This is a genomic window from Methylibium sp. T29-B (assembly GCF_000576225.1).
Lineage (GTDB): Bacteria > Pseudomonadota > Gammaproteobacteria > Burkholderiales > Burkholderiaceae_C > Methylibium > Methylibium petroleiphilum.
Genome location: NZ_AZSN01000016.1, coordinates 1 through 13,397, shown reverse-complemented (window position 1 = coordinate 13,397; position 13,397 = coordinate 1). Strand labels below are relative to the sequence as shown.

The window sequence follows — 13,397 nt, the reverse complement described above, 5'->3', positions numbered from 1 at the left end:
GGTGATGGCACGCCGCGGCATGTCCGTCCCTGGACAATGCGTGCGACGCCGAACGGCATGTGCCGTTGCGCACCAGCATCCTGCGCATGAGCACCTGGGTCCTGCTGCGAGGTCTCACGCGAGAGCATGCCCACTGGGGCTCGTTCCCCTCCGAGCGACTGAGCGTCTGGCGCGCGCTCGGATCAGTGGGGTGTTGTCGCATCTCGGCCGGATCGACCGAGGAAATTGATGGGTTCAGGTAATCGTTGGGTTGTGCGGGGCAACCTAAGTGGTTGATCCTAAAGGGATCAGGACCCGTGGTGCACAACTCTTGCCTGCCCGAAGGCAACCGCACAGTTGTGTGACAGCGCCAATGTGGGCGAACTTTGTGTGACAGCGCCAGTTTGAGGTGATTGTTGTGCCACCCATCCACGGCGGTTTGCCCAGATTGTTGACGCTCACCCAGAACTGACCCCGCGGAAATTGATTGCGTTGGCTGCCATTGTCACTCCCTGCTCGGTTGATCCCGTTGTCCTGCCGTCCGGCACGTCCGCGAGACGCATCTTCCACGGCTGCAGGGTGTGACCGGCCTCGGCTGCGCACCGATTCAGGAGGGCCGCGATCCGAAGCCGCCCTCGTCGACGTCGCCCCAGTGGAGCGCCGGCGTGCTGGTGGGCAGCTCGGCCAGTAGCCGTAGATGCATGGCTCGCCAGGCTGGGGAGGGCATCCCGGTGGTGTAGAGGCCAGCCGCTGACGCCGTCAAGCTCGCTCAGACCCTTGACGATTGAATTCGCGCACCCGCCGCACTTGAGGTTGTCGATCTCGATCTGCATCGTTTCGTTGTCAGGCATGGCTGGGTTCTCGGTCGAGGGTGGTCGGGGTTGCCGTTGCCGTGCCGTTGAGGACGTCGGGAGTCAGTGCGGCGACGGCCTGGAAGTGCGTGAGGAACACTTGGCCGCTGAGATGGCGCAGGAATTCGGTGGTCCTCAGACGGTCCATCACCGGGCCTTTCACCTCCGACAGATGTAGCGCGATGCCGGCGTCTCGCAGGCGGTGCTCGATGGTTTCCAGGCTTTCAAGTGCGCTGGCGTCGATGTTGTTGATGGCCGAACACTGCAGCACCACATGTCGCAGCGCGGGCTGCGCAGCGGCAGCGTCGTTGACACGGTCTTCCAGGCTGCGGGCATTGGCGAAGTACAAGCTCTCGTCGACGCGCAGGCTGAGCAGCGCCGGGCTCACACGAACTGGATGGCGCAGCACATTGCGGAAGTGCTCGGTGCCAGCCACGAGGCCCACCGTGGCAATGTGTGGCCGGCTGGTGCGCCACAGGTGGAGTGCCAGCGACACGCCCACACCCACCAGCAACCCTGTTTCGACACCGACGGCCAGTGTGACCAGCAGGGTGGCGGCCACGGCGACGAAGTCCGGCTTGGAATAGAACCAGGTGCGCTTGAGGACGCCGAAATCCACGAGCGACAGCACGGCCACGATGATGGTGGCGGCCAGCGTGGCCTGCGGCAGGAAGTACAGCGCAGGGGTCAGCAGCAGCGTGGCCAGCAGGATGCCGACAGCGGTGAAGACGCCGGCAGCAGGCGTCTGCGCGCCAGCATCGAAGTTCACCACGGAGCGAGCGAAACCGCCGGTGACGGGGAAGCCGCCGGTGAAGGCCGCGCCCAGGTTGCTGGCGCCCAGCGCCACCAGTTCCTGGTCGGGCTCGATACGCTGGCGGCGCTTGGCGGCCAAGGTCTGGCCCACCGAGACCGACTCGACAAAGCCCACCACGCTGATCAGCAGCGCCGGGACGGCAAGTTCACGCCATAGCGCGGCGTCCCAGGTCGGTAGCGTCAAGGGTGGGAGTCCCTGCGGGATGGCGCCGACGATCTTCATGCCCTGTTCCCGCCAGCCCAGGCCCCAGGCTAGGCTGGTGGTGATGGCGATGGCTGCGACCGGGCCGGCCTTGGTGATGATGTCGGCGACCTTGGGTCCTATGCCCCAGCGCATCAGCAGGGGTTTCAGCCCTTTGCGCACCCAGAACAGGAATGCAGTGGCGAGCACGCCAACCGTCAGCGTCAGCCAGTGGGTGTTGGACGCCTGGCGCGCCAGTGCCGCGAGCAGGTCGACGAAGTTGTGCCCCTCGGCCTTCACGCCCATCAGCGTCTTCACTTGGCTGGCTGCGATCAGCAGACCCGAAGCCGTGATGAAGCCTGAGATCACGGGATGGCTGAGGAAGTTGGCGATGAAGCCAGGCGCAGCAGGCCCATGGCCAGCAGCATCGCGCCCGACAGGAAGGCCAGGGTGATGGCCACCTGCCAGTAGGCGGCAGTTCCCGCCGCGGCGTGTTCGCCGACCGTCGCTGCGGTCATCAACGACACCACCGCCACCGGGCCGACAGCCAGCACCCGGCTGCTGCCGAACACCGCATACAGCAGCAACGGGGCCACGCTGGCATACAAGCCCACCTCAGGGGGCAGGCCCGCCAGCAAGGCGTAGGCGAGGCTCTGCGGGATCAGCATGATGGTAACGATCAGCGCCGCCACGCCGTCGCCCATCAGCGTCTCGCGGTCGTAGCGCCGGCCCCACTCGAGCAGGGGCAGAGAAGGCAGCGCCTGCCGCCATGCGAATCCCGTCGCCATCAGCCCACCATCTCAGGCTGGGCCAGCCACTCTCGGCCCTTGAGCATGCCGTCCCAGTACAGCGGCGGCAGGACACGTTCTTTCAGGTACCAGGCCAGAGCGGACGGCTTGGTTCCGTCGATCACCCACTTCGGGAAGCTCGGAGCCACCTTGCCGCCGTAGGTGAACTCGGCCAGCACGATCTTGCCGCGTTCGACCGTGAGAGGGCAGGAGCCGTAGCCGTCGTACTTGGCATCACCCTTGGCAGAGCTCCGCGCCGCGAGCAGGTTGTGCGCCACCACCGGCGCCTGCTTGCGGGCTGCTGCAGCCGTCTTGGCGTTGCTGGTGTTGGTCACGTCGCCCAGGCCGAAGATGTTGGCGAACTGCTTGTGCCGCAACGTGCCCGGATCCACGTCGACCCAGCCCGCTGCGTCGGACAGCGGGCTGACCCGGATGAAGTCAGGTGCCTTCTGCGGCGGCACGGCGTGCAGCATGTCGAATTCGCGCGTGATCAGCTCCTTGGTGCCGTCAGCGTTGGCCTTGCTGAACACCGCCTTCTTGCCAGGACCGTCGACCGAGACCAGCGTCTGCCCGAAGTTCAGCCCGATGCCATACGCCTTGACGTACTCCATCAAGGCCGGCACGTAGTCGGCCACGCCGAAGAGCACCGCACCGGCGTTGCAGAACTGGATGTCGATGGCGCCGAGTACGCCCGTGCGCTTCCAGTGATCGGCCGACAGGTACATGGCCTTCTGCGGCGCACCGGCGCACTTGATGGGCATCGGCGGCTGGCTGAAGATGGCCTTGCCACGATGCAGCTGCTGCACCAGGTGCCACGTGTAGGAAGCCAGGTCGTAGCGGTAGTTGCTGGTCACGCCATTGCGGCCGAGTGATTCAGCCAGGCCTTCGATGCCATGCCAGTCGAGCTTGAGGCCCGGGCAGACCACCAGCTGCTTGTACTTCACCACCCGGCAGCCATCGAGGATGACGGCGTCGCGCTCGGGCTCGAAGGCGGCGACGGCGGACTTGATCCAGTGCACGCCGCGTGGCAGCACGCTGGCCATCGTGCGCGCGGTGGTGGCCGGGTCGAACACGCCCGCGCCCACCAGGGTCCAGCCGGGTTGGTAGTAGTGGATGTCGGCCGGGTCGATGATGGCGATGTCCAGGCCCGGGCTGCGCGCCAACAGGCTGGACGCCACTGAGATGCCCGCGGCACCGCCACCGATGATGACGACCTCGTGAGTGGCATCGGCCACTTCCACCGGCGTCTTGCCCCCGTTGACGATGCGGCGAACCACGCCCTTGAGGTCGAAACCTGCCTTCGAGGACTTTTCGATGATCTGCGGCAGCGGCATTTGGCCGGCTTGCGAGAGCGCCCACATCGTGGTCGAACGCATCCCGGTGCGGCAGTAGGCGAGAACCGGCTTGGGCAGTTCGGCCATCAGCGCACCGAAGGCCGCGCCCTGTTCGTCGGTGACCTTGCCCGACTCGGCTGGCAGGTAGCGGCTGTGCAGGCCGTGCTGGCCGGCCGCGCGTTCGATCTCTTCGAAGTTGGGCTGGTCGGCGCCTTCACCGTCGGGCCGGTTGCAGATGATCGACTTGAAACCCGCGTCGGCCAGCGCCTTGAGATCCAAGGCAACGATCTGCGGGGCGACCGACAGTTCGCCGGTAAGGGTTCGGATGTCCATGGGGTTTGTCTCCTGAGCAATCGCTGAAACGCATCGTTGAAATGGCAAGCGGTCGCTCTGATGGCGGCCTGCAGCGGCGGAAACGCTCTACACGGCGTTCAAGGGGATCTTGATGTAGCGCGTGCCGTTCGATTCCGGCTCGGGCAGCTGGCCCGCGCGCATGTTGATCTGCACCGACGGCAGGATCAGCGTAGGCATGCCCAGCGTGGCATCGCGTGCATGGCGCATGGCGACGAACTCTTCTTCGCTGATTCCATTTCGCACGTGCACGTTCTTCTCGCGTTCTTCGGCTACCGTGCTGACGTACTGCACTTCGCGACCGCCGGGCTGGTAGTCGTGGCACATGTAGAGCTTGGTTTCGGGCGCAGGCTCAGCACCTTGTTGATCGACCGGAACAGCGTGCGCGCGTCGCCGCCGGGGAAGTCGCAGCGTGCCGTGCCGTAGTCGGGCATGAAGAGCGTGTCGCCGACGAAGGCGGCGGTCTGGTTGGCGTCGCCGATCACATAGGTCATGCAGGCCGGCGTGTGCCCCGGCGTGTGCATGGCGCGCGCCTCCATGCCACCGATGTGGAAGGTCTCGCCATCGCTGAAGAGGTGATCGAACTGGCGGCCATCGTGGGCGAATTCGGCCCCGGCGTTGAACAGGCTGCCGAAGACCTTCTGCACGGTGGTGATGTGCTGGCCAATGCCGAGCTGGCCACCGAGTTCCTGCTTCAAGTAGGGCGCGGCCGACAGGTGGTCGGCATGGACGTGGGTCTCCAGGATCCACTGCACCGTGGCGCCAAGTTCGCGCACGCGCGCGATGAGGAGGTCGGCGCTGGCGTTCGAGGTTCGGCCCGACTTTGGGTCGTAGTCGAGCACGCTGTCGACCAGCGCGCATTGCATCGTGCCCTTGTCGAGCACGATGTAGCTGACCGTCCAGGTGGCGGGGTCGAAGAAACCTTCGACTTGCAGGGCGCTGCGGTTGGGCATGTGCGGTCTCCTGTTCAGCGGATGCATCAGTGCGTCGGGCAAGTCTTGATGCCGAGCACGGTGTAGAGCGGGCACCAGCCGACCGCGCCGGTGAGCAGCGGCACCACGCCGATGTAGCCCCACAAGCCCACCTTGCCGGTGGCAGCCAGGCCGATCAGGACCAGACCTGCGACGATGCGCAACACGCGATCCACACTGCCTTCGTTCGTCTTCATGCTCGGTCTCCAGTGGGTTGTTTGACAGGCGTGGCGGCAGCCACACCCTGTTCCTGATCAAGACGCGTGCCATCCCCCGTCGAAATCAGTGCCGTCTTCCAAGTCATTGATTGGCAACGAGTTTCTTTCCGCCGCGGACCGTTGGCGAGAACTTCGGCGATGCCAGGGCGGCCTCTGGCAGTGAGGCATGGCAGTGTGATGGACCCGGATTGGCAGTGCTGGCAGCAGCGCGCACAATCACCGCAACCTGCCGCCCAACATGCCTACCAAGACCCCTGCGCACATTCCGATCGAATCGGCTGCCCTGCGGACTGAGCCCCAGGTCCAGGCCCTGATCTCGTTCCTCGAGCACGAGGCGCAACCGATGATCGTGCTGGACCCGGACTACAACATCCTGGCCGCCAACACGGCCTACCAACGTCAGTTCGGAACGGTGGACAAGCCCTACATCGGGCACAAGTGCTTCCGCGTCTCGCATCACTACGACGTGCCATGCGACCAGGCGGGCGAGCATTGCCCGATGCGCAAGGCCTTCGAGCTCAAGGGCCCGGATCGGGTGCTGCACATCCACCACACGCCGCGTGGCCCGGAGCACGTGGACGTGGAACTGCGCCCCATCCTCGGCGCGCAGCGGGAGGTGGTGGCCTACGTGGAGCGATTGGCCACCGTCCGCAGCGCCTCGGCCCGACCCAGTTCCGATGGCCTCGTCGGGCGGGCAGCAGCCTTCAACACCGCTTTGGCGGCGGTACAGCGCGTGGCGCCGTCCACGCTGCCGGTGCTGTTGCTGGGCGAATCGGGTACAGGCAAGGAACTGTTCGCGCGTGCGGTGCACGAGGCCAGTCCGCGTGCGAACGGCCCCTTCGTCGTGGTCGACTGTTCGGGGCTGACCGAGACGCTGTTCGAAAGCGAGCTGTTCGGCTACGAGAAGGGCGCCTTCACGGGTGCCAATGCGCGCAAGCCCGGTCTGGTCGAGACGGCCAAGGGCGGCACGCTGTTTCTCGACGAGATGGGCGACGTGCCGCTGTCGATGCAGGTCAAGCTGTTGCGCTTGATCGAGTCGGGCACCTTCCGTCGCGTGGGTTCGATCGAGTCCCAGCAAGCCGACTTCCGCCTGGTGGCCGCCACCCACAAGCCGCTGCAGCAGATGGTGGCCGACGGCCGCTTCCGCCAGGACCTCTACTACCGCATCAGCGCGTTTCCGATCCACCTGCCGCCGTTGCGCGAGCGCGCGGACGACATCCCGATGCTGGTGGATTCCTTCCTGCAACGGGGCGGGCCCGTCAAGCATCGCATATCGGTCGACGCCCAGGCGATGGCGAGATTGCAGGCCCATGACTGGCCGGGCAACATCCGCGAGCTGCGCAACGTGCTGGACCGTGCCCGCCTCTTTGCCGATGACGGCATCGTGCGAGTTGAACATCTTCCCGAGTCTCTCAGTGGCGACGGACCGCACCCGGTCGCCATCCCGGCCCCTGCCTCGGCACCAGCCGGAACCGTCGCGCGCGGTGGGGAGATCAGCGACGCCGACCTGCGCCGACTCGCCGAGACCTCGCGCTGCACACGCAAGGAACTGGCGCGCCAGGCGGGCTTGAGCGAACGCACCCTTTACCGACGCCTGAAGGCGCTGGGCCTGGTCTGAGGGCTGGCCGCCGAAGCACGCTGGCGGACATCGACGTCAGGCCGGCGCCATGCCGGCGCCTGCGCTGATGGGCACGGTTTCGGGTGCCAGGAGGCTGCCGTCGCGCAACCCGCGAAGAGTGGCCAGCACGAGTGCAGCGATCAGCAGCGATGTGGCAGCCAGCAGCGTGATGCCCAGCACGCTCAGGGGCCCCGTCGGTGCCAGGCGAAGTGTCAACGCCGTGAAGGCGGCCATCGGAAAGCTCATGCCCCAGTGCGCCATGCCGAAGGGCTGGTCCGCGATGCGGCGCAAGAGGGGCGTCACCCAGAGCAGCGCAAACAGTGCTGCGCCCCACGAGCCCCAGACCACCAGCGGCGTGATGCCAAAGCGCAGCGCGGACAAACCGATGGCTGCCGGCGGCGCGATGAAGATAAAGGTCGTCGGCAACAGTCGCTTGGACCAAAGGCCCTGATTCGCCAGTCGCACGAGCAGCAGCACCAGCACCACCGGCCAGAACAGCGCGCCGATGCCGAACTGCGCAGCCGACCACTCAGCTCGGCCCAGCGGCACGCCCGCGAGGGGCACGAGCACGTTGCCGACGATCGGGATGAAGAGAGCCGGCGTCAGGCTCGCCCAAGGCAGTCCGCCGCCGGGGCCGCTGCGCCACCAGCGCGACATCACCCAGGCGGTGATCGACAGTTGAAGCAGCGATGCCGTCCACCACAGCGCTTCGAGCACGGGACCTCCGAGTCCGGCGGACACCGCGGCTGTGACGAGCAGCAGCAACGCGATGGGCACGGCGGCCAGGAACACATGCCGCACCGGGTGCTTGAGGTCGTCGGCCCAGGCGTCGGGGTGGCGATGAAGGCGCCACAGGCTGGCCGCAAGCAGCGCGGCGAACACAAGCGCAGCGGTGGCGCCGATCACGAGGGCGCCAGCACCTGCGCCATCGCCCAGCACAGGCGCGGCAGCATGCCAGGCCAGCGACAGCCCCGCCAGGCCCATCACCATGCATACCAGCCGGGCGCCAGGTGCTTCAGGGGCGAACGAACCGTGCTCATGGCCGCGTGCTCGTCACTTGAGGTGGGCCCCGAGGGCATCCAAGACTTCGACCGTCACCGGGATCGCTGGGCTGACGCTTTGCGTGACGGTGCAATAGGCTTCGAAGGTGGCGAGCACGCGTTCCAGGTGTTCGAGGCGGGCGGCAGGAACGCCCAAAGTCAGCCGGACGGTCATGGCCAGCACGCGCATGCGGCCTTCGGCATTGCGCCCGACGTCTGCGTGCACGCTGCAGGACAGGGGCTCCGGTGCCTGCTTGAACTTGCGCAGTGCGAACAGCAGTGAGGCGCTGAGGCAGTTGCCCACCGCGGCAGCAAGCAGCTGAACGGGCGAAGGACCGCCGCCCTGGCCCAGCGGTGGCGGTTCGTCGGCGCGCAGTGCAGGGCCCGGCGTGCCGAAGCCGACGTCGAACTGGTAGTCCTGCACTTGTGTCAGGCAGACGCTCGGGGTGGATTCGCTCATGGCGGTGTCTCCTCGGGGGTGGGGTGTCGAGCGTTCAAAGCGGCAGCGCGAGAATCGGTTGGCGATGGAGCGAGGGTGGGTCTTCCTCTGTGTTTGGTACAGAAGAAGCGATCGGCACGGCCGCGTCGTAGCCGCCGGTCGAGGCACCGGCCCTCGCGAGTTGCGGCTGCGGTTCGGAACGGGGAAGGTCCATGGCTCGAGCCCTGACTCCAAGGCAGCAGGAGCACGACACCACTCGGCCGTTTGCACCTACGCCATGCCCTGTATCTGCGAATCTCATGCCAGCGGTGTGAGCGGCTCCGACCCAACGCATGGCGTCTGGCTGATGCGAATTCCTTCCTCGGAAGACAGGGAAGCCTGACGCAAGTCGGTGCCATTGCAGGCGCTGCTGCCGACAAGTCAATCACTGCCGAACGCTGCCAAGAGCACCGCCAAGTGCCCTTGACTGGCAGCGTCGCGACGCGCTTTGGCAGTCACGGCCACGCTCGACTTCGCATTGGGAGCAGACCGCCACAACGCGAACTCACCTGCTGGGCGCGCAAGCATCGCCGCTTTGCCGACGGCATGGGGGGGCGGTGGCACGGAACTTGGAGAGAGGGAGCCCATGAACCGCGATGACAGTCGACTGCTGCGCCACCTCACCACTGCCGTGGCGGTGAAGCTGGCCGTGCTCGCCGTGCTGTGGTGGACCTTTGTTCGCGACAGCTCGGTCGATGCCGGCAGCGAGCAGACGGCTGCGCATCTCGTGGCACCAACAACCCCTTCGGCCACCCGGCAGCCGAACTCACCGACAACAAGACAGGAGCATCCCCAGTGATTTCCGAGCAACTCGTCGACTTGTCGCGGCTGCAGTTCGCGGCCACGGCGATGTACCACTTCCTCTTCGTGCCTCTCACCCTTGGCATGGTCTGGCTGCTGGTGATCATGGAGAGCGTCTACGTGATGACGGGCAACGTCATCTGGAAGGACATGACCCGCTTCTGGGGCAAGCTCTTCGGCATCAACTTCGCGCTGGGCGTCACTACCGGCATCACGCTGGAGTTCCAGTTCGGCACGAACTGGGCCTACTACTCGCACTACGTGGGCGACATCTTCGGCGCCCCGCTGGCCATCGAAGGGCTGATGGCCTTCTTCCTCGAGTCGACCTTCATCGGCCTGTTCTTCTTCGGCTGGGATCGCCTGCGCAAGACGCAGCACCTGATGGTCACGCTGCTGATGGCCATCGGCACCAACCTCAGCGCCCTGTGGATCCTGATCGCCAATGGCTGGATGCAGAACCCCGTCGGCGCCGAGTTCAGCTACCAGACCATGCGCATGGAGATGACGGACTTCTGGGCCGTCGTCTTCAACCAGATGCCCAGGCCAAGTTCGTGCACACGGTGTCGGCCGGCTACGTGACCGGGGCCATGTTCGTGCTGTCGGTCTCCAGTTGGTATCTGCTGCGGGGCCGCGACGTCGAGTTCGCCAAGCGCAGCTTCCGCGTGGCCGCGGCCTTCGGCCTGGCCTCGACGCTGAGCGTGATCGTGCTGGGTGACGAGTCCGGCTACACGGTGGGCGAGGCCCAGCAGACCAAGATGGCGGCCATCGAAGCGATGTGGGAGACCGAGCCTGCGCCGGCGAGCTTCAATGTGGTGGCTTGGCCCAACGAGGCAGCGCAGAAGAACGACTGGGCGATCGAGGTGCCGTGGGTGATGGGGCTGATCGGCACCCGCAGCATCAGCAAGGAGATTCCCGGCATCCGCGAGATCAAGGCGCGCAACCGTCAACGCATTGAAGGCGGCATCGTGGCGGTGACCGCGCTGGAAGCCCTGCGCAAGCACCGCGATGACGTCGCGGCCAAGGAGACCTTCGAGCGGCACAAGGCCGACCTCGGCTTCGGTCTGCTGCTGAAGAAGTACGTGGTTGACGTCAGGACAGCCACGCCGGACATCATCGACCGGGCGGTCAACGACACCGTGCCGCGGGTGGCGCCGATGTTCTGGAGCTTCCGCCTGATGGTGGCGCTGGGCATGGCCATGCTGCTGCTCTTCGGTCTGGCCTTCTGGAGCACGCTGAAGGGCGCCTGCACCGGCAAGCCCTGGCTGCTGAAGTGGGCTGTGTGGATGCTGCCGGCGCCCTGGCTGGCCTGCGAACTGGGTTGGGTGGTGGCGGAGTACGGCCGCCAGCCCTGGACGATCTATGGCGTGCTGCCCACGCACCTGAGCGTGTCGACGCTGAGCGTGAACAGCCTTTATGGCTCGCTGGCCGGCTTCGTCGGCTTCTACACGGTGTTGCTGATCGTCGAGGTCTACCTCATGCAGAAGTTCGCGCGTCAGGGTCCGGGCAGCCTCGGCACCGGCCGCTACCAGTTCGAGCCGGCTCACGCCTGAAGGAACCGCGATGCTTGACTATCCAACCCTCAAGGTGATCTGGTGGCTGCTCGTCGGCGTGCTGCTGGTCGGCTTCGCCATCATGGACGGCCACGACATGGGCGTGGGCACGCTGCTGCCCTTCGTCGGTCGCGGCGATGAAGAACGCCGCGTCGTCATCAACACCGTCGGCCCGCACTGGGACGGAAACCAGGTCTGGTTCATCACCGGTGGCGGCGCCATCTTTGCAGCCTGGCCGCTGGTCTATGCCACCGCGTTCAGCGGCTTCTACTGGGCCATGCTGGCGGTGCTGTGGGCGCTGTTCTTCCGCCCTGTGGGCTTCGACTACCGCAGCAAGATCCACAACGCCACGTGGCGCAGCACCTGGGACTGGGGCCTGTTCATCGGCGGCGCGGTGCCGCCATTGATCTTCGGCGTGGCCTTCGGCAACCTGCTGCAGGGCGTGCCCTTCGGTTTCGACGACTACCTCGTCAGCACCTACGCCGGCAGCTTCTGGCAGTTGCTCAACCCATTCGCGCTGCTGGCCGGTGTGGTGAGCAGCGCGATGATCACGATGCACGGCGGCATGTACCTCGCGCACCGCACCGAGGGCGAGATCCAGCGGCGCGCGGCGCGGGGCGCTGTCGGCGCTGCCCTGCTGATGGCATTGGCCTTCGTGGCTGCAGGGGTGTGGCTGCGCATCGGCGACATCCAGGGCTTCGTCATCACGTCGGTGCTGGACCCGGCCGCCATGCCCGACCCCTTGGCCAAGACGGTGGTGCGCAGCGCTGACGGCTGGTGGCTCAACTATGCCCGGCAGCCCTTGATCTGGTTGCTGCCGGCCATGGGTATCGCAGGTGCGTTGCTGGCAGCCGGGCTCGTGACGTTGCGCCGGACGCTGGCTGCCTTTGTGGCTTCAGCACTGGCCATCGTCGGTGTGGTGGGCACGGCTGGCGCCGCCATGTTCCCGTTCATCATGCCCTCGTCGAGCATGCCCAACGCGAGCCTGACGGTGTGGGACAGCGTGTCCAGCCCCATGACGCTAGGCCTGATGTTGGCTGCCACGCTGGTCTTCATGCCGCTGATCGTGCTCTACACGTCATGGGCCTACCGGGTGATGCGCGGCAAGGTCACCGTGGCCCACATCCGCGCGAATGAACACAACGCGTACTGATGCCACTTTCTCGGCCGTGGCCAGGAGCCGAACCATGAACCCGACACTCCCCCTTGCATGCCCGGGCGCCCGCGCATCGGTTGACGCAACTCCGCACGATCCTGACAAGCGGCAGTGGCTCATTGCCACCGGTGCGGCTGGCGGTGTCGCAGCCCTGGCCACAGCCGTTCCCTTTGTCCCCACCTTCGCGCCCAGTGAGCGGGCCAAAGCCGCGGGCGGTCCGGTGGAGGTGGACTTGTCCGACATGGCCACCGGAGGCAGCAAGACCGTGGAATGGCGTGGCAAGCCCGTCTGGGTCGTGAAGCGTACGCCCGCCATGCTGGCAGCCCTGCAGGGCCACGATGCCCAGCTCGTGGATCCGCAGTCCCAGAAGGACCAGCAAGCCGCCTATGCGCGCAACGAAGCGCGTGCGGTCGGCGCCGCGAATCCCAGTCTCCCTGATGACTGGCCCGGTGGCGTCTTCTGTCCTTGCCACGGCTCAACCTTCGGTGGAGCAGGGCGTGTCTTCAAGAACAAGCCGGCGCCAGCGAACCTCGAAGTTCCGCCTTATCGCTACGCGAGCGACTCGCGCATCCTCATCGGCGAAGACGCCGCCTGAAAGGGACATGTCATGTGGTACTTCGCCTGGGTCCTCGGTGTCGGCTTCGCGGTGCTGCTGGCCATCATGAACGCGATGTGGGGTGAGAACGAGGCTGCGCGCGCAGCCGCTGGAAGGCACGCCCTGGGTGACACGGATCTGCCGTGAGTCGTTCGCTGTCAGACCACCGTGACGCAGCACCCGATGGGGCGTCCATGCATCTGCCCAGCCTGGCGGTCGGGCTGACGATCATGGTCGGCGGTACGGTGTATCCGCTGATGATGGCCAAGGCGTCGGGTCATGCCGACCACGGCTTGGCTACGCTGCTGTTCTGGGCCATGAGTGCCGGATTCATTCGTGGTGTGGGGTTCGTCCCGCACCACAGGACCTGGCGGTGGATCTTTTCTGGCTGGGCTTGCGCTGTAGCGCTGGCAGCGGCCGCTGTGGCTCGATGGGCGGCATGAGTGCCGACCGAAGGCACGCAAACCATGTTCAAACTGTTGCACGAGGGGGCCAGCGGCGCCATGGGCTACCTGCTGGCTGACGACGACACGGCAGAAGCCGTTGTCATCGCATCCGTTGGTCACCTAAAGATGGCGATCTGTGACACAGACTTCACCTGAGTCCACCAGCCGTAGAGAGCCAGGCGCAGCAGTCGCAACCACATGCGGGAGACCCATCTGTAAATTGACAT

General features: G+C 66.1%; 12 protein-coding genes and 3 pseudogenes. 8 read left to right on the top strand and 7 right to left on the bottom strand.

Annotation, left to right across the window (positions count from 1 at the left end; all coding sequences use genetic code 11):
* Positions 1-822: 822 nt before the first annotated feature.
* The 5 genes and pseudogenes from Y694_RS25440 to Y694_RS04570 all read right to left on the bottom strand — a co-directional run bounded on the left by Y694_RS25440 (position 823) and on the right by Y694_RS04570 (position 5,465).
* A complete protein-coding gene (locus Y694_RS25440; protein WP_231497535.1) occupies positions 823-1,218 on the bottom strand; it encodes a sodium-independent anion transporter in 396 nt (131 codons plus the stop codon).
* Positions 1,219-1,440: 222 nt separating this feature from the next.
* A pseudogene (locus Y694_RS25435) lies at positions 1,441-2,492 on the bottom strand (SulP family inorganic anion transporter); the annotation flags it as partial.
* A 119-nt stretch (positions 2,493-2,611) separates the two neighbouring features.
* Positions 2,612-4,279 (bottom strand): bifunctional protein tyrosine phosphatase family protein/NAD(P)/FAD-dependent oxidoreductase, encoded by a 1,668-nt coding sequence (locus Y694_RS04580; protein WP_036230234.1) that lies wholly within the window; start codon positions 4,277-4,279, stop codon positions 2,612-2,614.
* Positions 4,280-4,366: 87 nt separating this feature from the next.
* Positions 4,367-5,250: pseudogene (locus Y694_RS04575) on the bottom strand (MBL fold metallo-hydrolase).
* A gap of 26 nt (positions 5,251-5,276) precedes the next feature.
* The gene (locus tag Y694_RS04570; protein ID WP_036230230.1) at positions 5,277-5,465 is read right to left on the bottom strand and encodes a DUF2892 domain-containing protein; all 189 of its coding nucleotides are present in this window, start codon (positions 5,463-5,465) and stop codon (positions 5,277-5,279) included.
* 364 nt (positions 5,466-5,829) lie between these two features.
* Between Y694_RS04570 and Y694_RS04565 the strand changes: the two genes are divergently transcribed.
* Positions 5,830-7,104: a sigma 54-interacting transcriptional regulator gene (locus Y694_RS04565; RefSeq protein WP_051495568.1), complete on the top strand. Its 1,275-nt coding sequence runs from the start codon at positions 5,830-5,832 to the stop codon at positions 7,102-7,104.
* Positions 7,105-7,140: 36 nt separating this feature from the next.
* Here the strand turns inward: Y694_RS04565 and Y694_RS04560 are convergent, their stop codons facing one another.
* Together Y694_RS04560 and Y694_RS04555 are read right to left on the bottom strand one after the other, a co-directional pair.
* Positions 7,141-8,094 carry a C4-dicarboxylate ABC transporter gene (locus tag Y694_RS04560; protein WP_231497533.1) on the bottom strand — a complete coding sequence of 318 codons (954 nt, stop codon included), beginning with the start codon at positions 8,092-8,094 and terminating at the stop codon, positions 7,141-7,143.
* 63 nt (positions 8,095-8,157) lie between these two features.
* Positions 8,158-8,604, bottom strand: coding sequence for an OsmC family protein (locus tag Y694_RS04555; protein ID WP_036230227.1), 447 nt, complete (start codon positions 8,602-8,604; stop codon positions 8,158-8,160).
* Positions 8,605-9,208: 604 nt separating this feature from the next.
* Between Y694_RS04555 and cydP the strand changes: the two genes are divergently transcribed.
* From cydP to Y694_RS26425, 7 genes and pseudogenes are all read left to right on the top strand, one after another.
* Positions 9,209-9,421, top strand: a complete 213-nt coding sequence (cydP, locus tag Y694_RS04550; RefSeq protein ID WP_036230224.1) for a cytochrome oxidase putative small subunit CydP — start codon at positions 9,209-9,211, stop codon at positions 9,419-9,421.
* Positions 9,418-10,973 (top strand): annotated as a pseudogene (locus Y694_RS04545) (cytochrome ubiquinol oxidase subunit I). Before cydP ends, Y694_RS04545 begins: the two are co-directional and overlap by 4 nt.
* Before the next feature lie 10 nt (positions 10,974-10,983).
* The gene (gene cydB / locus Y694_RS04540; protein ID WP_036230220.1) at positions 10,984-12,126 is read left to right on the top strand and encodes a cytochrome d ubiquinol oxidase subunit II; all 1,143 of its coding nucleotides are present in this window, start codon (positions 10,984-10,986) and stop codon (positions 12,124-12,126) included.
* 34 nt (positions 12,127-12,160) lie between these two features.
* Complete coding sequence (petA, locus tag Y694_RS04535) at positions 12,161-12,724, top strand: ubiquinol-cytochrome c reductase iron-sulfur subunit (RefSeq protein ID WP_036230218.1); 564 nt, start codon at positions 12,161-12,163, stop codon at positions 12,722-12,724.
* Positions 12,725-12,736: 12 nt separating this feature from the next.
* The gene (gene cydX, locus Y694_RS23150) at positions 12,737-12,871 is read left to right on the top strand and encodes a cytochrome bd-I oxidase subunit CydX (RefSeq protein ID WP_081771270.1); all 135 of its coding nucleotides are present in this window, start codon (positions 12,737-12,739) and stop codon (positions 12,869-12,871) included.
* Between the two features lie 47 nt (positions 12,872-12,918).
* Positions 12,919-13,167 carry a cyd operon YbgE family protein gene (locus Y694_RS04530; protein ID WP_011829428.1) on the top strand — a complete coding sequence of 83 codons (249 nt, stop codon included), beginning with the start codon at positions 12,919-12,921 and terminating at the stop codon, positions 13,165-13,167.
* Between the two features lie 24 nt (positions 13,168-13,191).
* A complete protein-coding gene (locus Y694_RS26425; protein ID WP_255343761.1) occupies positions 13,192-13,326 on the top strand; it encodes a hypothetical protein in 135 nt (44 codons plus the stop codon).
* Positions 13,327-13,397 lie beyond the last annotated feature (71 nt).